Below are 22,346 nucleotides of genomic sequence, written 5' to 3'. Positions count from 1 at the left end.
CATTAGGATACTTCTTTGGCGAGCTGATCCAGTACGTTGAGAATGCGTTGTGAGATATCTTCTAGCGTATCAAACGTAGCTTCTGCTTCCTCTAATTTTCCTTGCTTGACGAGGTGGTAAATCCGCCGAACCGTTTCGTGGAACTGGCGATGAGGCGCTTCTAGTTGCTTGAAAGAGGGCAAGGTGCTCAAGGATGGATTGTTCAGGGCCTCGTCATACCAAATCCCCAAGCGGCATTGATGATGGTCCACGAGTTCTTTTTCATCAATGTGGTGATACCCAAGCATGAAGTTGTACAGCCACCATTTCCATAAGAGATGGTCGGTTTTGACGATTCGCAAGTAATGCTTGGTCTTAAAGTGGCTCGTTTGTGTGATGCTCAGCTTGTGTAGGCTGTTAATGCCAGCCCCAACATTATAGACGTTTTTACCTACATTCGAGACGTGCGAAGCGACCTGCTCCATATTCGTCAGGACTTGGGATATGCGCATGGAAATGTCATCTGTGGCAGCAGACTGCTCTTGTGCCAATGCGGCGATGTGTCCGGTGGAATGCCCGACAGTCTCAATATTTTGCACAATATCTCCTAATATCCCAATGGCATCGCGTGTCTGAATCACTTTATCGTTAAAATGGTCGCTCATGAGAGTGGCCGTTTCTTTTACTTGGACAGCTTCATTCTGAACATTGTTGATTGTCACAGTAATGCTTTGAACGGATTGCTTGGTCTGCTCGGCGAGCTTTCGTACTTCATCTGCCACGATAGCAAAGCCTCGCCCGTGTTCGTTGGCACGCGCTGCCTCAATCGACGCATTCAATGCAAGAAGATTGGTTTGATCGGCAATATTGCGGATGACTTGGACGACCTGAGAAACTTCTGCAATGGATGTCATTAATTGCGACGTTTTTGCTTGCATTTCTTGGAATTCATCTGCCATGGTAAGAAAGCTGGTTAATGAATCTTGGATAATATCCTTGCCCATCGTCGCTTGCTCGATTGTCGTGGAAGCACTCTCTGCGACAGAGACGGCTGATTGAGCCACTTTTTGCACAGACTCGCTTAGCTGCTCAGCAGCAGATCCCACATTGCCAGCTTCCTCAGTCGTATCCTCAAGCGTGTCCAGCACATGCTTGAATTTATCCATCTGAATCACTAATTCCAGAACTTCGCCCAGGCGATCAATGACTTTGTAATCATTGTCCTCCTGATACGATTGGAGGACGATTTGCGAATCAAGCGTGATGATCTTCAGGAGCGCCAACAGGACAGAAGATAATTCCTGGGGACGTTTTGAATAGGTATTGACGATAGCGGGAATCAAATATTCATAAACCCGCAAATAAGAGCCCGTATACCATTCTGGCGCAAGTCCAATTTTGCTATGGACCTCTCCGATTTTCTTACGCCCGGCTACATAGGCGTCGTCTAGCTTGGCATGTGGAAGCGATTGCAAATAGTGACGAAAGGATACGGCCAATCGATCAACCGTCGTATGCATTTCGATGATCTGCATAAGATTGGAGTATTGGTGAAGCATGTGGTAATGACGCTCTGTAATGGCCTCTAGGTGTTCTGTTAGGAGTGGTTCAATTTGTTTCAGCCGATCAAGGTCTGTTTGATTCATTTGCAAAAAATGAACTTTTCCCTGTAGCTGATCGGGCATTTGGACATCGCTTTTTTGAATTGAGGTGGTAACGGTTTGAGCGCCACGCTTACCAAACATAAAATCCCTCCATATTTTTACGGAAAACGGGCCTATTCATCAAAAGAATAGGCCATAAGTGCTTTTTAGATTATAGCATTCATGAATGGAGTTGAATCTTTGGAACTATTGTGATTTTGTGAAAAGTATATTAAAAAATGGGCAACGTCATCCATTATTCAAAAAAGGTCATGTGATGCTTTTCGTCCCGGTAATAGGCGAGGCGGTCCTGGAGAGTGCCTGTATGTAATTCGAACTTATGCCCATCAGGGTCGGTGAAATAAATGGAGCGCTTATCCCGCTCTGAGCGATCCCGTCCATGCAAAATGGTAACGCCATGCTTTTCCAAGTGAGCATACCACTCATCAAATGACTCTTCTGTAATAGTGAAGGCCATGTGTGTATAGGAGTGAGCAATTTCATTGCGTGGGATGTCGGGCTCCTCATTCAGCGCCAACCAGTAGCCATTTAAGTCAAAGTAAGCCAGCTTGCGACCTCGTACAAGTGGTTTGGCATGCAGGACATCCCGGTAAAAACAAAAAGATTTCTCCAGATCTGAGACAGAGAAAAGCAAATGATTTAATCCTTGAAGTTGCGGCAATATGTCCCCCACCTTTTTAGCAATCATCTAATTACTATTGTATGGGGAAAACAGGCAAACCACCAGTCCAATCCGGGTCTGCCTGCCATCTGGTTAGGATTGACTTTGTTGAGCTTGCGCTTGGGTTTGCAGCGTTGATTGGACTTGGGACACCATCGTTTGCGCTTGGGCAATTTCCTGAGACGCTTGCTTCAAGGCTTCTTCGGCGAGCTGTGGATTGGCTGCAGATTGCTCGATTGCTTGCGTAATCATATTTTTTGCCAGCGTGGTGGCTACCTCTGCTTTTTTAAGCGAGTCCGTGTTAATTTGGCTAGGCATTGCTATACCTCCTGCGGTTTTGGGTGATCAGAACACCGTATTAATTTGCCCTGCACGCAACGGTTTATGTATATAGGTACGCGTCCAACCATTTTCCTCCCGTGATGCATAGTCTGACAGGGGGAGGGACGTCAGATGAAAAAGCAATGGGTGCAGGTCATTCGATTGGCAGAGCAAGCATTCTTTACGATTATCTTTTCAGCGGATAAGCGGGTGGGGGATCGCGGAATCATTTTGCCAAAACGGTTCAATTCCAAGATGAAAATTCGCCGTTTCCTGCAAAAATTCATGACCCCTTGTCTGGCAAATCGAGTGATCGGCAATCTTGATTTGCGGCGAATAAACGGACGACTCGCGATCCCGGTAGGGGATACGATAGGGGCTCCACCGATTGTAAAATCACAGATCCTGTCTGCGGGCAGCAGGTGTGCGACGCTTGTGGTATGGTTTGCCTTCGATCCAAGCGATCGATTTTTCCGTGTGTACCAGTTGAAAAAGCTTTCGAATGGGCGCTGGATTGTTGTAGGGCGTCACCCGCTGGACTATCCGTTTAACCTTCCGCAAGATATCTTGAAACGACAAATACCATGTGGGAAAATCTGTACACCATGGAGAGCGAAGTTAAATACTAGGAAAAAATGACTATATTCTAAAGAAAATCCGGTATTGCTATTGGTCCGATTTACCTGTATAGTATGTAAGTGTTGCGATGCTTATCGGAAATTGTCGAATGAGAGAAGGTCCGATATGGTTGGCAATCGGGAAGTAGCTCAGCTTGGTAGAGTACTTGGCTTGGGACCAAGGGGTCGCAGGTTCGAATCCTGTCTTCCCGACCATGTTTTCTTTTGAATAGGCCGGTATGGCGGAATTGGCAGACGCGCGCGACTCAAAATCGTGAGGGAAACCGTGGGGGTTCAAGTCCCTCTACCGGCACCAGCAATCTATACATATGGTTTTCGTTATAAGGTGGGAAACAGTGAGTAGGCCTGTTTCTCACTTTTTTTATTCATACAATTATTGTCCATTATTCCTACAACAAAGCCTGCCAAAGGAGAGGACGACAGTGATTAAGGTAATGATAGTGGAAGATGAGAAACCCATCCTTGATCTCATGAAGCATGTAATCGGAGAAAACGATCACTATACGATCGTCGGAGCGTTCACACATCCACTAGAGGCTCTCGCTTGTCTGTCCGATCTGTGCCCTGATGTGGCGTTCTTAGATGTAGAAATGCCAAAAATGAACGGTCTCGAGCTAGGCTCCAAAATAAATGAGTTGTCTGAGCACACAAAAATTATTTTTACGACTGCCTATAAGCAGTACGCGTTGGATGCGTTTAAGGTGTACGCGTTTGACTATATTTTAAAACCAATTACGCCTGCTGCCATTGAACGAGTGACGAATCGATTAGTCAAACAGCTACAAATGGTTGCCCCGATCAAACAACCGATGAAGAATGTCTTCATCCAATGCTTTGGTGGCTTGGACGTGCGTAATGCAGGAGGCGAAGTCGTTCGATGGCCAACGAGAAAGAGTGAGGAGCTGTTTGCCTACTTTCTCTGCCATCCCAAGGAGGATATCAGCAAGTGGCATCTGACTGACCTTTTATGGCCGGAGATGGATGAGAGCAGAGCCACGCATAACCTGCACAATACCGTGTACCGATTGAAAAAAATCATGAAGCAGCAAGAACTCGGTATCGATATACAAAAAACGGGTGAAGGCTATCTATTTCACCCGATGAATCAGACGTACGATTTATTGTCATTCCAGCAATTCGATCCCTCTTCGTTAATGAATAGGCAAAGCGAAGGAAGAGCCGAAAACTTGTGTGCAATGTACAAGGGGTCCCTTTTTGATCGCAAGGATTTCTTATGGAAAGCCCCTCTGGAAGAAAGGTATCGGAAAAAGTATACGGAGCTGGTATACAAACTGGTAGAGCTCGACATTGCCTCAGAGGAGTTACCTAGGGCTGTGCGAAGGTTGGAAGAGTACTTGGCGGTGTACCCTTTGCACGAGGAAATGAATGTCGCTTTGATGGATATTTACGCGAGGGGCGAACAAAAACAGAAAATCGTTCAGCACTATGCCAAATTCGCTGATGTCTATCGCCGAGAGTGGGACATGGAGCCGCCTCGGAAGATAAGCGAGTGGGTGACACGCGTGATTGGACAGTGAGACAGGAAGATATGATTCTTTCTGTCTTTTTTTTGCCCTCGTAATGATAGAACTCCGATCATGTGAGAAGTTTGGGAGAACGAATTGCTATCATTCCAAGAAAAAGGAAGAAGGTGAGTTTCATGCAGTTCACTATAATACAGCGAACGTTTGGCCGTCTATTGCAAAATGAATATCGTCGAAATTCCAGAAGACGACCGAATGGAAAATATGAGTAGCTCTGAAATTGAGCAAGTGAGGCAGTCGGAGGGACAAAAAATTCTCGCGCAAGTCAAACAAGAACAGTATGTGATCACCCTCACTGGAGAAGGAGAACTGTGGACCCCAAAGCGACTATCTGTGCAAATGGAAGATTTGTCGGCGCAGGGTCAAAATGAGATTTTCTTTGTCATTGGCGGCTCATCTGGGTTATCAGAGGAAGTTTTGTTCAGGGCAAATGAGCGGTTGGCACTCCCAAAGAAAGCATATCCCTATCGGTTGGCGCGTTTGGTCGTGCTGGAACGCTTGTACAGAGCGTTGCGAATCAGCTTGGGAGAGCCGCTGGGGTAGTTTCGAATCCATGGGACTCCTTTTTTCTTGTACGTAAAAACATTGCGAGATTTTTGTGAGGGGGAAATGGTACTCTTAGAGCGAAAAGATCGGACATATTCGAGCTCTGTAGGGGAAGGGGATACATTTTTGGAGCGAAGAAATTTCCTGATGCCTGCCGGGATTGGATTGGTTTTTTTACTTTCCATTGCGGTATTTATCGGGATCTATATACAAACCTTTCCTAGTCGGGACATGCCTATGGCGAAGCGGGGAGTACTCGATTTGTCGAGATGGGATTTTCAAAGCCAAGGCTCGGTCAATTTAGATGGGGAATGGGAGGTATATCCAGGAAAATTGTTTTCACCTGAGGATTTTCGACGAGGCCAACATGCAAATGTCTCATATCTGGTCGTGCCTGGAACGTGGAAGGGAGACAGTGTCATCGATAGTATCGACCGGAAAGGTGCTGCAACCTATCGATTACAAGTAAAGCTTCCAGAAGATGGGCAAATCTACGGATTGAAAACAAAGAGCATTCGGATGTCCCACCGATTATTCCTTAACGGAAATGAGGCGGGTGCGAGTGGACATCCTGCCGTAGTGAGTGAAACCCATCAACCTGGGAATACACCATATACCGTGTTTTTTTTCGCAGATGACAAGGATCTGGAGATTGTCATTCAAGTGGCGAATTTCATGTTTTTTACCGGGGGGATTGCAAGCTCGATCCAATTGGGCTTGGATGAGGATATTGCCATTTTAAACAGCACCTTGCTCGGAACAGATATCGCCTTTGTCGTAACACTGGGGATCATGGCTGCGTACCATCTTAGCTTTTATTTTCTCCGCTTGAGGGAGAAAACCTATTTATTTAGCGGCAGCTATATGATTCTTCTTGGTATTTATCATATGGTTTTTGGTGAGAAGGTGCTGCTGCAGCTCTTTCCTTCGATTCCTTTCACAGTTGCGTACAAGGCACAGGATGCCTCCCTATTTGCGAGTTCAATCTTACTCGCCCTATTTTTCTGTTCCATCGATACGAGGGTTCTATCCCGCAACTGGCTGGTGAAGCTCACAGCGCCCATTTTTCTCTACATTCTTGTCATTCTCGTCTTGCCGTACTCCTTCTATACGAACCTGAAAGGGCCTCTCTTGATTTATGTGCAAATCATTCATTTCTTCATAATGGGTAGGCTGATTTATTTATCTGGAAAGAGTCTAAGGGACTCGTCCGACCGAAAAGAACTGCTGCTTTTCATTGGGGCGAGTATTTCCATGTCGATCAGTCTCATTGACGGTCTTTTATACGCAGAGAACATCGTGCCCACTGATCTTGCGGGAAAAATCGGCATCCTCTATTTCATTACCTTCATCAACATTCTTTTGGCCGTTCGATTCACGAATGCTTATGAAAAGACAGAGATTCTATCCCATCAACTAAAAATCTCCAATCAGATTAAAGATGAATTTCTGACGCATACTTCGCATGAGATGAAGACACCGCTTCACGGGATTATCAATATTACGTCCCATTTACTAGAAGATGAGAGTAATGCGTTGTCTCCCAACCAAAGACAAAATCTTTGGCTCGTCAAGGACACATCGATCAAGCTGTCCATGTTGGTTGGTGATTTACTTGATGTTACCCGCCTGAAGCACGGGGAGCTGCGCCTCCATTTCTCGATTGTGGATATCAAGGTTATCACCCAAATTGTCTTTGACGTTCTGCAATTCGAACTGCTGGGAAAAGATGTCCGGCTGAAAAATCAGGTCCCGGCTAACATTTGGGTGTATGCAGATGAGAATCGGCTTCGTCAAATCATGTATAATCTCGTACACAATGCCATCAAGCATACGAGCATAGGCTCGATTAAGGTAACGGCGGGCGTGGCGGGGGGACAGGTTCGTATTTCCGTTGAGGACACGGGGATCGGGATTGCACCGGATAAGTATGAAGCCATTTTTGATTACTTTGAGCAGGTGGACCAGCTATTGCCACAGGATGGGTATACAGGCATGGGTGTAGGCTTATTCATTAATCGCAAGCTGGTTGAACTCATGGGAGGGGAAATTTGGGTAGAGAGCTCGGAGCTTGGCAAAGGCACCCGTATGACATTTACGCTGGCGACGGGACATCAGCAGATGGTCAAGCAGGAGCTTGCTGCAGCGGCTCAGGAGAGGTATCGGGAGGCCAGTGAGCAGATTCCTCTTACCATTAGTGGTGATCACCAATATACCATCATGATTGTCGATGACGAGGCATCCAACATATACACCTTGCTGAACATCCTTTCCAAGCACCGCTATAATGTCATTTCGGCCTTTTCGGCAAAAGAAGCCATGAAGAAAATCAAGGAGCATCCACAACCTGATCTCGTCATTTTGGATGTGATGATGCCAGGAGTATCGGGGATTGAGCTGTGCCAGCTGTTGCGAACGCAGCATTCGATTCTTGACTTGCCGATCCTGTTTGCATCGGTCAAAGATACCCCGCAAGACATTGCACTCGGGTACAGAGCAGGGGCGAATGACTATGTGACCAAACCGTTTGATGCGGAGACACTCATTGCCCGCGTGCAGACACTGATCTCGATGAAGACCTCCATTCGGGAAGCAATTCGTAATGAACATGCGTTTCATCAGGCCCAAATTAAGCCGCATTTTCTCTATAACGCTTTAAGCAGTGTCATTTCTTTCTGTTATACCGATGGAGAAAAGGCAGCGTATCTCATCACCATGCTCAGTCAGTACTTGCGCTATATTTTGGATATGGATCGGACGGCGTTGTTCGTTCCGTTATTTCGGGAAATGGAGCTCATCCATGCTTATGTAGAGATCGAAAAGGCTCGTTTTGGGGAAGGCTTCGACTTTGTATGTCACGTAGACGAAGGTATTCTTGAAAAAGAGATTCCTTCCCTGAGCATTCAACCGTTCGTAGAGAATGCGATCCGGCATGGATTGTTCGAAAAGGACGAAAAAGGTCATGTGACGCTTACCATTGTGGACGGAGGTCATTACATCAAGGTCACGATCGAAGACGACGGGGTCGGTATAGCAGATGATCTCTTGTACCAAATGTCAAAAGGGGAGAATCCAAAAGGAAGCATCGGCATCCAAAACATCCGCAGACGATTGGATACCATTCCTGGTGCTACCTTGAGTATCACCTCTGAAATAGGAAGAGGGACCAAAGTCGTCATGTACATACCTACCCCAGAGGGGATGCATGCTTGATCCATGTACCTACTGTCTTTTCCTTTTGTACCTGCTACAATAGCGTAGTATAGAAGGAAAAGGAGGCGAGAACGTTGAGACTTGCAGGAAAACAAGTGGTTTGCTTCGTCGAAAGTGAATTTGAGGATCTCGAGCTCTGGTATCCGGTGATGAGACTGCGAGAGGAAGGTGCTACCGTCCATTTCGTCGGTCCGAAGGCGAATCACGTCTACATAGGAAAGTACGGTGTACCGTGTGAGGCTGACAAAGCGATGGGAGAGGTCAATCCTGCCGACTATGCAGGCGTACTCGTTCCAGGAGGGTGGGCACCTGACAAGCTGCGCCGCTATCCGGAAGTGCTTTTGTTTGTGGTTGCGATGCACGAGGAGAAAAAACCGATTGGACACATTTGCCATGCGGGTTGGGTGCTTGCCTCCGCAAAAATTTTGCGCGGGGTAAGGACGACATCGACGCCAGGCATTAAAGATGATATGGAGAATGCAGGAGCGATTTGGGTAGATGAAGAGGTCGTGGTAGACGGTCACATTGTAGGTTCCCGTAGACCGCCTGACCTGCCTGCGTACGCCAAAGCGTTTGCTGATTTGCTGGCAATACAATAGGAAATGTTGAAAAGGGCTTGCTCGGATTGACGGGTAAGTCCTTTCATGAAAGAAACTCCAACCTAGTAGGGGATGATAGGGTGTTCAATAATCGGGAGTCACTCCCAAAAGAAAATCAAAATCAGAGGCCAAGCAGCAAAAATCTATCCGACAATGTGCTTCTCCCACAAAATTCCCACCGAAATATGCCTCCCGTTTTACAACTCGCCAAAAAAGTAGGAAACAAGGCAATGACGCAACTCCTGCAAAATCAAAAGCAACCTCGAATGCCACTCATCCAAAGGAAACTCAAACAAGAGAATCTCAATAAAATGAAAGCGGACCATCCAGATGCATTCCAACAAGAAGATTTTGAAGAAGCCGTTGGAGATGACGGGAAGTTTACGGATGTGCAAGCAGATAAAGGTCTTCCTACTTTTTGGGGGATGTTAAAGGAAGTATTCGGAGAAAAAAATTTGAATGCAATGGTATTTGCCAAAACAAAAAACCAATTGGGAGAGACATGCGACCGTCCTCATTCTGTTACCGCTCTTATTACAAAAAGTACCTCTAAAAATGGCCGTGAAGGCTTAAAGTTGGTAACAGCCATCGGAAATCTTGGAAATGAAGAGGTTTTCATACGGGAAGGCGCGATTAGCGGGTTGTTGGCCAGCTACGAGGGAGGTCATTTGGTTGGCTATCAGATCCTCAGAGGACAAGGAGGCGATCAAGAATGGAATGTAGCCCCGCAGGATACAAAAAATAATAAAGAATCCTACAATAATACAATCGAGGAAATGCTGCGTGAAGCGAAAATTGGAACAAAGTACGAGTACACGGTAGAAGTAAAATACGATCAATTGAACTTCAGTGTAGACCAGGATCAGCTCTTAAAATTGGGGATCTTGAAAAAAATAGACGCGGATAAACCATGGGAAATTCAGCTTCCTGTCAGAATACCGTTCAAATGGGAGGCCAAGGCAGAGATGCTCAACAATGGGCAATTTGGTCGTCCGACGGCAGGAGATTCGTCCTATGATCAATATTCAGAAAATATGGACGAAGGTAATCTAGATTATACAGAGAGCGACTATACGGCGAGATACCATTTATGGTATTCCGTCAATCGAGGAGAAGACAAAGATTATACGCCCGGTGATTTGGAAGATATGAAGGGCGTTACAGGTGTTCGTTTTTCCATGCATCAAGCCTTGATGTCAGATCATGCGAAAAATAAAGACCCGATAGCATGGAAAGGAAGGGAAAGGGTAGCGGACTACGGGAGTGTACAAGATGGATTGGTGGCAGAGTCTGCGGGTATTCGAAAAGCGATTGACAATATGTATGAGAAAAACAGACAAGATTTTATCGAGTTTGAAGCCATGGAGGATGCAGATCAACCAGAGGACTTCGAGCTCGCTCCCACTGTTGTGATGGACAAAATGGATGACGAAGGATATAGAAGCTGTTTTATCCAAGAGTTGCGGGATGCAAAGATTGTGACGGAATACGATGAGCTGAAATATGCAAATGAAAATTATTTGGAATCTTTTTCTATGAAGGATGATGACTTGAAAAGCTTGCAGCTGGAAAAGGATCATCTGAAAGACATCGAAACAAAAATGAACGCAAAAGATATAAGCCCAGACCTGCTGAAGGAATGCAAAGCCATGCTCCAAAAGCAAAGCCGCGTTTTACGGGTCATCCTCAATCATAGACGGGAAAGAATGACGTATTCAAAGATCGTCAAAAAAACACGTCCTATCTATAAAAGAAAATGGGAAAGGTCGGTCAACAAATCGATTGCCGCGCATGAAAGATTGAAAATCATGAAGAAGAAAAGTAGAAAAACGGTGAGTGATGAACAAATTTTACGAGACTTCGAGTGGAACAAAAACAGTTGCAGACGAATCGAGACATTTGACGGATTTTTGAAAGGGAAAATCGATTTGCGCAAAATTGATACAGAATAAGAGAAACACCAAGCCGAAACATGGTACATTTCGGCTTGGTGTTTTATGAACCGGAGTTATTCCGTTTCTTCCACGGCGGATCGCCTAACTCATGAATTTTGTTATTGATTTTAAAAAAAAGATAGGGAATCAAAAACGCCATGATCGTCCCTGCGAAGGTCAAATAAGGAGGAACTACGCCTAAAAATTTGAGCATGGGATCACCTGTTGTCTTGACGTTCGGTACGGTTGATTGCACCGATATTGCGTAAATAGACTTTTGCTTGAACTTTTATTTCGCTTTTTTCATACAGATGCTGCCCTGATTCCCAATCCTGCCGAATCTTTTTCCATAGCGAAAAATAATGCTGCTTCAGATAGTTGCCAAGCTTAATGACATCCACTTTCATCTGCTTATGGACCTTCCTGATGGTATCATTACTCATTCGCTCGATTTCTTCGGCAAACACTTGTTCAAGCTTTTTCATCGCAGTGTTATTCAGTGAATCCATTGTGGCGTAAGACTCAGCCAATGTGCCTTCACATTCGATTGTGATTGTAAATTTCATGTGTTGCTGATCACGTAAATCTACTTCAATGCTATGCTTGATCCCTTGGATGTTCATCGAGACAAGACCGTTTTTAACCTTGCCTTTTACCATACCTCCCTTAACTTTTCCCGTGAGAAAATTTAGCCCCTCCGTCTCTTCTTCCCCCAGAAAACCAATCAATTGATTGTCACGGGTAAAAACAGAGGCGCCTGCTAATTTTACCTCCTGCTCTTCGGCTCTGATACGCGGAACCACAAAACTGTACGAACTGAGAAGCTCCTCGTGGACATCGCCCAATCGGGCCTCTGGAAGCATGCGGGAATTTTTATTAACGTTTTCTCCAATCGAGTTGACGTAAATAGCGGGTAGCTTCTCTGTTTTCGGTTTGACTTCCAGTACTTCTTTAGCGGGGCCATTTGAGATAAATACCTTGCTGCTTCGTCTGGAATCTGGATCACGCAGATAGAAATCGAGTGCTCTGGCAAAACCGTTTTTCGTACGGGCGACGTCTTCGGAGACGATCAGGATCTTCATATGCTGATAAAACGGAGTTCTGCTGGTCCGGGTAGCCAATTCCCGGGAAATCTCGAAAAGAGAATCCCCCTCGGATATGAGGTTGAGGTAAGCCTCATTGGCTGTGTTTTGACCACCGCCTTTTCCTTGGCTGCCGGAAATCAATCCACCGGGGACGACGAATTGATGAGTGACGAGAAAGCGCTCTTTTACTTGAGGTTTGTCTGGTGCCTCTTGTTTGGCTTGCTGCTCGGCTTCTTTTGTACGTGGTTTATCAACCGCTATGCCTACTACAAATCCTCGTTCCTCAATTTGAACCTGATCCCAGCATCCAGCCAGCAAAGTAGATAGAAGCAGGAAGATGCAGAAAACAGTGAGCTGTCTATTCATGACCCTTTACACCTCGTATGACAGCGATGAGGAGCAGCAAAATCGGACATAAATAGACGAGGATCATTCCGAAATAAGTGATGCTGTCTGCAAACGCGAAGAAATCAACCAGGTTTTGTGGGAGCATCGCGACAAAATAAATCATGGGAGAAAGAATGAGCACCAAAATCGTTTTGTGTACCTTGTGGAACATGGACGACAAGTTGAGCACGGTAATATCGAGCCACATCGCACATGTGTTGAAGATCGTCATGATCCAGATAGTGAAGAAAATGGACTCCACCCGTTCAAAAAAGCCGCCGGGGATTTCGACCTCTTTTGCCAACTCGATGGTTGGATAGGTCAAGTTCGTCGCAACCTCTGCTGAGAATACTCCGATGGCGAACATGTAGATGGTCATGTAGAGCAGAATGGGGATCGAGAGACCTAACGTCACGGCCTTTGCCCCTTCCTGAGGCTTTTTCATCAGCATGGTGTAAAAAAGGATAATCTCAAAGCCGGAATAAGACAATCCGACTACTCTGGAGCCTTCCAAGAGAGAGCGCCAGTCTGATGAAAAAAAGGGACGAACATTTTGGATGTCAAACAACTGGGTAGTAAACAGCAGGACGACGAACATGACGACAAGAACCACAGGCAAAAACAGCAAGTTGAGCCGCAGCATGGCAATACGTGATCCAGTCACGGAATATTGAACGATCAAGAGAAAAGAGAGCGTGATCATTTCCACCGGGGTATTGTAGAACAGGTACTGCTTAGCGATGTTTCCGATTGCCCTGATTTCAAACGAGACAAATAGCATCGTGTAAATACAGACGAGAAAGGTTAAGATGTAGGCGATCGGTTTGCTTGCGATCATCGAGCTGTATTCAAAGAAGCTTTGTCTCGGAAACCGAGCCGCTAGCTTGGCAAGTAGCCAGCCTACCAGGCACGCACAAAGACCACTAATCACGACGGAAATCCATCCATCGAATGCTCCGGTTGCCTTGGCTAAGGAGCGGGGAAAGGTCAGGATGCCGACGCCGATTGTGACTGAGGCAATGTTAATCCCCATATGATTTTTGCTGATCATTTTCTCCGCCAAGGTTTCTGCACTCACTTACGACCCTCCTGTACTCATTCTGTTTTCATCTTTCGTGTGAAGGGCATCTGGTCGGGTTTTCAAGAAGGTAACAGGTGCGCGCAAAATCATATCCTTCCAATCCCTTGGCATATGTGGAGCAAGAGGCGCCAAATAAGGGTACCCGATGCTGGTCAGATTGGATAAATGAATCATGATGGCAATAAAGCTAAGCACCACACCATAAATACCAAAAATGGCCGCCATAAACATGGCGAAAAAACGAATCATCCGAAAGGCAATGGCAAGGTGATAAGAAGGGATGGCAAAAGAAGCGATGGCAGTGAGGGCGACGACGATGACCATGACAGGACTGACGATGCCCGCAGAAACGGCTGCGTCACCGATGACAAGACCGCCGACGATCCCGATGGTCTGGCCGATCGGCTTCGGCAAGCGTATTCCGGCTTCCTGCAGCAACTCCATCGTCGTCACCATCATGATCGCTTCTACGAATGCCGGAAACGGAACTCCATCACGTGTGGCCGCGATCGAGAAGGCGAGATCAGACGGGATCAAGCCAGGGTGGAAGGTGACGAGAGCGATATAGAAAGCGGGCGAATAGACGGCCAGAAATGCTGCCAAATACCGTAACAGCCGAGCCAATGAACCGACAATCCAACGCTCGTAGTAGTCCTCTGGTGAATGCAGGAGCAAGCCAATTGTCACAGGCAAAATGAGCACCATCGGAGTCCCGTCCACCAATATCGCAATGCGGCCTTGAAACAACGCTCCACTCACTTTATCGGGACGCTCCGTGTTATGAATCTGCGGAAAAGGCGATAAAAAATCATCTTCAATCCATTGCTCGATAAAACCGGACTCTTCTATCTCGTCCACATCGATCGTAGAGATTCGCCGTCTCACTTCATTCAGTAGTTCTGGATCAACGATGTTTTCAATGTAGGTGATGATCACATCTGTTCGGCTGCGTCTGCCTATGATCGACCCTTCAAAGCGCAAGTTCGGGTCTTTGATACGTCTGCGTATATGAACAGTGTTGTCCCGGATACTCTCCGTAAAGCCATCCCGCGGACCACGCACCAGGCCTTCGGAGACCGGCTCCTCAATGGCACGAGTTTTCCAGCCCTTGCTGTCGACAATAATGACTTCGGTCGCTCCATCCACAAAAATGGCTGTATCCCCGGAAAGAATGCCTTCGAGTACTTTTGTCAAATCCGTTGCTTTCGATATTTCAACGACAGTAAGGACTTCCTCATAAAGCATCCGGACAATCTCGTCTGGTTCAGTCGGTACTACTTTGGAAGCAGTTGAGATCATCAACTGGATTTGTCCGAGAACTTGCGTATCCAGCATATCGCAGTTCGCCAATCCATCAATCGCAATCACGGCACAGGAATGATTGGTGTTGCCGATCGTAAAGGAACGAAGTAATAAATCGTGTGGGCTGCCCAGCACGGTCTTAAACGTCTCCATGTTTTGCTGCAAACTGGTCGTTAGTACAAGCGCAGGATCATTTCGCTGCTGCAAGCGCTGTGCGATAAGAGAGGGAGTTTTCTTTTGGCGACGCTGTGACAAAAATCTGCGCATCATTTGAAGTTTCCTCCCGTTCAGATTGCGAATATCATGTTAGTGCGATTTTTTCCAGATGAGAGGAAAATTATGCGGAAGAATAGGCGAATGCTAAATCTTTCATAGTTTTGAATTGAACTCATTTGTGACCTGTGATACATTCGGCATGGTAGAATAGAGTGAAGTAAAAAGGAAGTTCATGAACAAGAATTAGTAGAGAGAGTAGGAAAGATGGAGAAGGGTGGAATAGAAGTGCTTGACAGTCAAGTATTGATCCGGGAAACGGACTTTTCCCGACTGGCACATACATGGGAAGAACTCGCAGAAGTAATGAAGTCGCAGGGAGACGAAAACACGCCCCTCAAGCTCATTCAACTGGCTGCGAAAACAAAGAACGCTGAGCTGAATATTGCGTTTTGCGGACATTTTTCCGCAGGAAAATCAACGATGATTAACACGCTTCTGGGTGTTAATTTGTTGCCTTCCAATCCGATTCCGACAAGTGCGAATGTCGTGAAGATTCGTGGCGGAGAAAAAGCGGCTCGCGTCTTCACCATGAACAGCGGAGTCCTTACATTTGATCCAGATACGGAGATGGAGAAGCTCAAGCAGTTTGCTGTTGACGGAGATACGGTTGAATCCGTAGAGGTCTCTTATCCGGGAACATTCCTTGACGAATACGCCAGCTTGCTCGATACACCGGGCATTGACTCAACAGATGCTGCACACAAAATCGCTACAGAATCTGCTCTTCATTTGGCTGACGTCGTCATTTACATGATGGATTATAACCATGTTCAAGCCGAAGAGAACTTCAACTTTACGAAGACGTTGAAGGACCGTGGCAAGCCAGTTTATCTGGTTGTGAACATGATTGATAAGCATATTGATTTCGAATTGGATTTCGACAGCTATAAGGAAAGTGTCGAGGAGGCATTCGCGACCTGGAACATTCATCCGGATGGTATTTTTTACACGTCGCTTGCGGAACCAGATCATTCTGAGAACATGTATGAAGAATTTAAGGGCATGCTTTCGCAGTTGATCGCTGATCGTGAAAAGCTGGTTGGCACGAGCGTTCGCAGTGCTGCCGAGCATTTGATCGATGAACACATCCAAGTAGTAAGAACAAGCCAGGCAGATCAACGCCAGCAGTGGGAAGCCCAACTGGATGGTCTGGAAGTAGAAGGCATCGATAGTCGTAATGCAGCGGCTGTGCAGGAAGCGCTTGAGCAGGAGGAAGCAACAGCAGCGGCTCTAGAGCAGCGTGCTGAGGATGCCCGAGTGCAGATGGAAAAAGAGCTGAGTGTACTTTTGGACAATGCTCGTTTGACGTATTTCAGCACGAACGAAGCAGCACGAAGCTACTTGGAGAGCCGCAAACCGGGCTTCAAGGTGGGGTTGTTGTTTGCAGGCAAGAAGACAGAAGAAGAGCGCGAACGTCGCGAAGAAGCGCTTCTCGTCGAGTTCCGTGAAAAAGTGGCGGGAAATCTCGACTTCCATTTCAAAGAATTGCTTGGCAAGCAGCCGCAAGTGTTTGATTTGCGGAACGAAGAATATCACGCAAGCGTGCACGCGACCAAGATCGAGATTACAGGTGAGTTCCTGAGCAAGCACATCAAAGAGGGTGCTGCTTCGAGTGAGTACGTCCTGAACTACTGTGCGGATATTTCCAGCGGGATGAAGCTGGAGTACAGACGAGTGGGTCTCTCCTTCATTGCACAAGTGGTTGAGATGATAAAGGAGAAAGTGCGCGTAGAAAGTGCAGCTCAAGGCGAGCGTCTTGGCGCATTGCGTGAATTGGCAGCGCTGCATCAAAAGCTGGCGGGACTGGCAGCGAGAGAAGAAGAAACCAAGGGTCGTCTGTTGGCGATTATGCGTGGAGGAGAATAAGTAGCATGAATCAACTACGAGACAAACTAATTGCGGCAGCAGAGCGTCTGCGACGCGCAAGTGAAGAAGTCGTTTCCGTACCAGGGATGCAAGCACAGGCACAGGCGATGCTGGATCGAGCAGATCGTCTAACCGCCAACCGTTTTACTGTTGCACTGTTTGGTGCTTTTAGCGCAGGAAAATCCTCGTTTGCCAACGCCTTAATGGGCGATCTCGTGTTGCCTGTATCGCCGAATCCGACGACAGCAGCGATCAATAAAATTATGCCGCCTACGGATGAGCGTCCGCATGGAACTGTGCGTGTCGTTTTGAAGGAGCGCGAAGCAATTGAGCAGGATGTTATCCGTTCACTCGCTGTGTTTGGACTGGTTGCATCTGATCTGGATGGCGCATTGGCTGAGCTGGGCAAGATCGACGTCGCCCAAATCCCGCCTACGGCAAAACCTCACTACACCTTTTTGAAGGCTGTCACAAAAGGTTTGCCAGAAATGGCTGCTCATCTGGGTGGAGAACTGCTTGTGGATATGCAGGCATTCAAAGGCTTTGTAGCCAAGGAAGAAAAAGCTTGTTTTGCGGAATACATCGAGCTGTTCTATTCCTGCCCGCTGACAGACCAGGGCATCGTTCTCGTTGATACGCCTGGTGCAGATTCCATCAATGCGCGTCACACAGGTGTGGCGTTTGAATACATGAAAAACGCGGATGCTGTGCTGTTTGTAACCTATTACAACCACGCCTTTTCACAGGCAGACCGCGAGTTTTTGCTACAAATGGGACGGGTCAAGGATACGTTTGAAATGGACAAAATGTTCTTTATCGTCAATGCTTGTGACCTTGCAGCAAACGATGAGGAATTGCAGGGTGTGATTACCCACGTGGAGAAAAACCTCCTCTCGTGCGGAATTCGCCTCCCACGTATTTATCCGGTATCGAGCCAGACTGCTCTGTTGGCACGGATGCATGAAAAAGGCAAGCTGGCAGCTTCTGCGGAGAAAGTATACCGCCAGCGCACGAATACGGCTGAAGGCGAGTCGTTAATGCCGGCAGATGAAGCATTCAAGTTTTCGGGAATGGCGTCGTTTGAAGCAGAGTTCCTCCGCTTTACGATTGAAGAGCTGACGCAAATTGCTGTGAATGCTGCAATCGGTGAAATCCGTCGCGCTCATGATACCATGACAGAATTTATGCGTATGGCACAGTCCGGGGAAGACGAGCGTCTGTTGCGCAAAGAAGCAGCAAGCAACGCCAAGACACAGGCTCTGTCAGCTGTTGAAGCGCTGTCTACCGCTTCGTTCGAACGCGACTTGGCAAAAGAGCGCGAGGAGCTGCTCTACTACGTTCGCCAGCGCTTGTTCTTCCGTTTTAACGAGCTGTTCAATCTCGCATTTAACCCGGCTGTCATCAAGGACGATGGACGCAACATGAAGCAAGCACTGCAAGGATGCTTGACTGATCTTCTGCGTTCGATCAGCTACGACTTGGCGCAGGAGCTGCGTGCCACTACCCTTCGCTTGGAGAAATTCACGAACAAGCAGGGCACAATGCTTGTTGCGGCGTGGCAAAAGGATGTACAAGGCTACGCAGCAGGTTTGACCTTGGCACCTTATCAGCAGAGACAGGTGGAAACATTGTCCTTTGCAAACGAGCTGCCAGTAGCCGAATCCGCATTTGCTTCCGCGATTTCCTTGTTCAAAAACACGAAAGACTTTTTCGAGCAGGATGGCAAAGCCAAAATGCGTGACGAGCTGGAGAAGCGCATGCAAGAACCAGTGAGCGCGTATGTAGAAATCGGAAACAAGCAATTGGATGAGCAGTTTTCAACGCTGTTCCAGGAGCTGGTGGCAAGTGAGCGCAATCGCGTCATCGACCAGATCAACGAGTACTTCACAGGTCTGTTTGCGGCTCTTGAGATGAACGTCGATCTCGACGAGCTGGCGGCAAAAGTGAGTCGTGTGGCGGCTGAGTTGGAGTAATCAATTTTTCTACAAGTAAAAAGGGCAGTCCCTGCGTCTTGTTCAGACAAGGGATTGCCCTTTTTTACGGTAAAGTGGGAGGAGTGCATAGAGAGTCTGCGCATTTATTACTCTACCCTTAGCAAAATATGCTTGAATCCATCTTCGTCTCGTTCGTGCTGAAAAATAACTGTCCACGTCAATGTCTCATCAAAAATATACATATCCAAGGTGAATCGCGTGTAGTTTTCAAGCAGTTGCTTTGCGTCCATCTTCATTATTTTGTCGCGAATCATCTCTTTACCAAACGTGCTGTACCCTTCCCAAAATACGAGTACCTCGCCTTTTTGGAGCAAAAATGTTGCAGCTTCATTTTTTGAAAGACCCTCTCTGATGATACCCTTATCGTTGTTATTGAATCTCGCTAATTCCCAGAGAAAACCTCTGTACTGTGAAACATATCGCTTATATACAAATCGGCGAAAGCTACAGCTTTCTGTATCAAAAAAGATGGAAACATAGCGTTCTTTTAGCGACTTAGAACGTTCTTTCTCTAAGGACGGAATCGTACGTGTATTCACAACATCAGGACGATACTGAACTGGCCGATAGGAAAATTCTTGTTTAACGCCATTTTTTTTCGTCACTTTGGTAGAAAATCCATAGCTCATTTCTTCGAGATAATTTGTCCGAGCAAACATATCTAGCGTATAATCCAGTTGGCTCGAATGAAGTTTGGCATATTCTCCTGCGGGTATTTTTTTCACAAAGCACCCGTCTGGAATATGCCCGATATGGCTCACTCTCTTTCCGATGATGGTACTCTGTAAATCCCACACCTCAAATATTTTTTCTGGCTCAAGTATATGCTCGATTTCGGTGAGATGAGGATTATAAAATTGAGCGTAATCATTATCGTGAGAGTCGAAATCGCAATCTTCTGGGACCCCAATGACGATCACCTCGTCGAGTTTACATATGTCCAGCCTCATAGTTCCTCCTGTAGTGTGCAACGATTTGATTTTAACATCCAGTATAAGTAAGAGATGACGTAACTGTAAATACAGTTACGTCAAAAGGATTAACCCATCGATTTCCACGGATAGAAATGATGCCCGTCCATTTGTTCCCAATTATTGTTTTTTTTCTTTAGCATGTGATAGTGAGGGAGATTGGCTGGACGAATTCCCCGGCTAGAAATATGATGTCGATCATGTTGCATAGTTTCATAACCAGTTTGCGTTACTACTTCTTTTGCAAGGCTCTTCCGAACACTAAAAGTTTCTTCTTCATTTTTGGCCGCCAGTTTAGCTGCTGTAAGGGATAGTGGTGTGGTAACGAGGACTCCTCCAGAACTATTCAATCGTGCTCGAAAGTGTTTAACATTATTCTTTTTAATTTCATATGCAATTTCACTAGTCATTGTTACACTGTCTGTGATAACTCGGGCATAAGAACGTCCTTCATTCTCTCTAATATTTCTCTCTAATGCTGCTTGGTTTTCTATATAGTTTTCTAAATACTCACTCACAATAATGGCACCTGTAACTAACGCCACAAAGTCTCCCACAGGCAGAGGGCCGTCGATTGCTGCCAGAGCTCCTAATGTTACCAATCGAGCTGCTAATTGCCGTTCCGTCATTTTAAGTCCAGCGTTGCCTAGAGCCTTTATTGCAGCACTTTCTGACATAGAGCTTCGCAAGCCCATACTTTCCTCTGGGAAGCTTTGATGGATTTGATAGTATTCGTAGTATTCTTGTGCAAGCGCATCTATTCTTGCAAAGTCTTCCTGCAAGTCGTTATAGTCAATATCCTCTGATTGTTTTGCTTTCATGTTAGATGTTCGTGTAGGCTGATGTTTATCAATTATTGATGCAACATCTTCGAAATAGTATACATCATGTTCATTCATATAATCTTTTATTTCTTCTACCATCTGGATTCTATGCGGTTTTTCTTCAAAATCTTCTTCAGTGATACCAGTAATGAATGCCTCGATGTCACTTTGCTGAATTTGTTGCTTCTCTATTATTCCATCATTGGCAAACGCACTATTAGAGTTGGAAAAGAATAAACCAAAAATCAGTAGTAATTTAACCCAAAGTAATTTTTTCATCACGTATTTCGTTTGTACTACTGGTGCCAAGTAGTTACAAACTTCACTCCTCTCAAATGAATTAATTTCTAGTACCTTAAGGTTGTGGAAAGGTATATTCTGTAAATATTTACAGTTTGAAGCTTAGCGCAACATTGAATATATGTAAAATATTGTTTTTAAATAAATAATTAGGCGACCGATAAAATCATGCCGCCAATCAATGAACGCCTGCATGGAACTGTGAGTGTCTTCTTGAAGGAGCGTGAAACCATCAAGCATGATCTCATCTGTATACTCGATGTCTTTGGACGGTTTGCGGCTCTTGAGATGAACGTCGATCTCGACGAGCTGGCTGCAAAAGTGAGTCGTGTGGCGGCTGAGTTGGAATAGAGAGGTTTGAGAGTGAAAAATGAAAAGGGCAGTTCCCGGATCTTGTAACGACGAGGGGATTGCCTTTTTTCTGTTGTTAAATAGAGCATGTCACATGATTAAATGGAGTAAAGGAGTCATCAGATTCTCCTCTTGTAGTTTCATTAATCAAATCTCCTTTTTCCCCTCATAGCTGATCGTCTAAATGAATGACGGTTGATTTTGTGTGAGGATCCGCATGTCTGGTGAAAAAAACTATGAGCCAAACCGCGATCAAGACGAGTATCGTACCGGTCACGGTGATTATAGAATGACCACCTGTATGAATGAACAAAACGATAAGACCAATAAAGCTTAGGTACGAATGTATTTCTTTCATGAACTCTGTACGAACACGTTGGAAAAGCCAACCATAAACAGCTAGTACCAGTAAAAGAAGGAAAGCAGCAATTCCATTCAACATTCCTTTATGTGTGAGTTGTTCCGTTAACAAATAATAACTGCCAGGTAATATACTAAATACTAATGCTGCCCACCCTGTAAACAGATGGAAGATATGTTTGACGAGCGGGCCAAGTAAATGAAAGATATCTCGATAATCACCGCTCGCCATATTCGGATGACCGCCACCGATAGGAGGAACTTGGTGCATTTTTTGTGGTGTGGTATAGAATGAATAAAGAATAAGCATTGCAATAACCGTTACGAAAAGGACCGCGGGTAGCCAAGGTTTTATTTTTTTCACAAAAGTCACCTCTGTCTTTAAGTTGGATAAATAGTAGTGTAGAAAACTTAACAAATCCTTAAGTTGCGAGGATGTGAATTTTAAGG

18 protein-coding genes and 2 tRNA genes are annotated in these 22,346 nt (G+C 45.8%); 11 read left to right on the top strand and 9 right to left on the bottom strand.

The genetic code is table 11. The features are described 5' to 3' along the window. Positions 1-2: 2 nt before the first annotated feature. The 3 genes from ACUUHJ_RS23895 to ACUUHJ_RS23885 form a co-directional block, all read right to left on the bottom strand. A complete protein-coding gene (locus ACUUHJ_RS23895) occupies positions 3-1,724 on the bottom strand; it encodes a protoglobin domain-containing protein (protein ID WP_472300091.1) in 1,722 nt (573 codons plus the stop codon). 154 nt (positions 1,725-1,878) lie between these two features. Beyond that, entirely contained in the window at positions 1,879-2,331 is a 453-nt protein-coding gene (fosB, locus tag ACUUHJ_RS23890; protein ID WP_064201034.1) for a metallothiol transferase FosB, read from the bottom strand. Positions 2,332-2,397: 66 nt separating this feature from the next. Continuing rightward, positions 2,398-2,622, bottom strand: coding sequence for a hypothetical protein (locus ACUUHJ_RS23885; RefSeq protein ID WP_007722024.1), 225 nt, complete (start codon positions 2,620-2,622; stop codon positions 2,398-2,400). A 135-nt stretch (positions 2,623-2,757) separates the two neighbouring features. On the opposite strand from ACUUHJ_RS23885, the gene ACUUHJ_RS23880 reads away from it, so the two are divergent. From ACUUHJ_RS23880 to ACUUHJ_RS23845, 8 genes are all read left to right on the top strand, one after another. Beyond that, a complete protein-coding gene (locus tag ACUUHJ_RS23880; protein WP_289674095.1) occupies positions 2,758-3,264 on the top strand; it encodes a hypothetical protein in 507 nt (168 codons plus the stop codon). 117 nt (positions 3,265-3,381) lie between these two features. Then, positions 3,382-3,458: transfer RNA gene (locus ACUUHJ_RS23875), tRNA-Pro, on the top strand. 17 nt (positions 3,459-3,475) lie between these two features. After that, positions 3,476-3,558: transfer RNA gene (locus ACUUHJ_RS23870), tRNA-Leu, on the top strand. A gap of 127 nt (positions 3,559-3,685) precedes the next feature. Next, a complete protein-coding gene (locus tag ACUUHJ_RS23865) occupies positions 3,686-4,801 on the top strand; it encodes a response regulator (protein WP_289674094.1) in 1,116 nt (371 codons plus the stop codon). A gap of 150 nt (positions 4,802-4,951) precedes the next feature. Further along, a complete protein-coding gene (locus ACUUHJ_RS23860) occupies positions 4,952-5,350 on the top strand; it encodes a 23S rRNA (pseudouridine(1915)-N(3))-methyltransferase RlmH (RefSeq protein WP_289674093.1) in 399 nt (132 codons plus the stop codon). A 129-nt stretch (positions 5,351-5,479) separates the two neighbouring features. Next, on the top strand, positions 5,480-8,566 hold the full coding sequence (locus tag ACUUHJ_RS23855; protein WP_472300090.1) for an ATP-binding protein: 3,087 nt from the start codon (positions 5,480-5,482) through the stop codon (positions 8,564-8,566). A 74-nt stretch (positions 8,567-8,640) separates the two neighbouring features. Continuing rightward, entirely contained in the window at positions 8,641-9,165 is a 525-nt protein-coding gene (locus ACUUHJ_RS23850; protein WP_472300089.1) for a type 1 glutamine amidotransferase domain-containing protein, read from the top strand. A 230-nt stretch (positions 9,166-9,395) separates the two neighbouring features. After that, positions 9,396-11,117, top strand: coding sequence for a hypothetical protein (locus ACUUHJ_RS23845; protein ID WP_472300088.1), 1,722 nt, complete (start codon positions 9,396-9,398; stop codon positions 11,115-11,117). A 200-nt stretch (positions 11,118-11,317) separates the two neighbouring features. On the opposite strand, the gene ACUUHJ_RS23840 is transcribed toward ACUUHJ_RS23845, so the two are convergent. The 3 genes from ACUUHJ_RS23840 to ACUUHJ_RS23830 are packed head-to-tail and all read right to left on the bottom strand — an operon-like array spanning position 11,318 to position 15,224. Continuing rightward, the gene (locus ACUUHJ_RS23840) at positions 11,318-12,550 is read right to left on the bottom strand and encodes a Ger(x)C family spore germination protein (protein WP_472300087.1); all 1,233 of its coding nucleotides are present in this window, start codon (positions 12,548-12,550) and stop codon (positions 11,318-11,320) included. After that, the gene (locus tag ACUUHJ_RS23835; RefSeq protein WP_289674088.1) at positions 12,543-13,649 is read right to left on the bottom strand and encodes a GerAB/ArcD/ProY family transporter; all 1,107 of its coding nucleotides are present in this window, start codon (positions 13,647-13,649) and stop codon (positions 12,543-12,545) included. Before ACUUHJ_RS23835 ends, ACUUHJ_RS23840 begins: the two co-directional genes overlap by 8 nt. Next, positions 13,650-15,224, bottom strand: coding sequence for a spore germination protein (locus ACUUHJ_RS23830; protein WP_472300086.1), 1,575 nt, complete (start codon positions 15,222-15,224; stop codon positions 13,650-13,652). A 210-nt stretch (positions 15,225-15,434) separates the two neighbouring features. Between ACUUHJ_RS23830 and ACUUHJ_RS23825 the strand changes: the two genes are divergently transcribed. Continuing rightward, the gene (locus tag ACUUHJ_RS23825) at positions 15,435-17,096 is read left to right on the top strand and encodes a dynamin family protein (RefSeq protein WP_289674086.1); all 1,662 of its coding nucleotides are present in this window, start codon (positions 15,435-15,437) and stop codon (positions 17,094-17,096) included. Positions 17,097-17,101: 5 nt separating this feature from the next. Continuing rightward, positions 17,102-19,069 (top strand): dynamin family protein, encoded by a 1,968-nt coding sequence (locus ACUUHJ_RS23820; RefSeq protein WP_472300085.1) that lies wholly within the window; start codon positions 17,102-17,104, stop codon positions 19,067-19,069. A gap of 107 nt (positions 19,070-19,176) precedes the next feature. On the opposite strand, the gene ACUUHJ_RS23815 is transcribed toward ACUUHJ_RS23820, so the two are convergent. After that, entirely contained in the window at positions 19,177-20,040 is an 864-nt protein-coding gene (locus ACUUHJ_RS23815) for a hypothetical protein (protein WP_472300084.1), read from the bottom strand. An 89-nt stretch (positions 20,041-20,129) separates the two neighbouring features. Beyond that, a complete protein-coding gene (locus tag ACUUHJ_RS23810; protein WP_472300083.1) occupies positions 20,130-21,194 on the bottom strand; it encodes a hypothetical protein in 1,065 nt (354 codons plus the stop codon). 159 nt (positions 21,195-21,353) lie between these two features. Between ACUUHJ_RS23810 and ACUUHJ_RS23805 the strand changes: the two genes are divergently transcribed. Further along, the gene (locus ACUUHJ_RS23805) at positions 21,354-21,536 is read left to right on the top strand and encodes a hypothetical protein (RefSeq protein ID WP_289674082.1); all 183 of its coding nucleotides are present in this window, start codon (positions 21,354-21,356) and stop codon (positions 21,534-21,536) included. A 166-nt stretch (positions 21,537-21,702) separates the two neighbouring features. On the opposite strand, the gene ACUUHJ_RS23800 is transcribed toward ACUUHJ_RS23805, so the two are convergent. Further along, positions 21,703-22,260, bottom strand: coding sequence for a hypothetical protein (locus ACUUHJ_RS23800; RefSeq protein ID WP_289674081.1), 558 nt, complete (start codon positions 22,258-22,260; stop codon positions 21,703-21,705). Positions 22,261-22,346 lie beyond the last annotated feature (86 nt).

This window comes from Brevibacillus schisleri (assembly GCF_055685845.1).
Note: the sequence above shows the minus strand (reverse complement) of the source record. Positions and strands in the feature narration are given on the sequence as shown.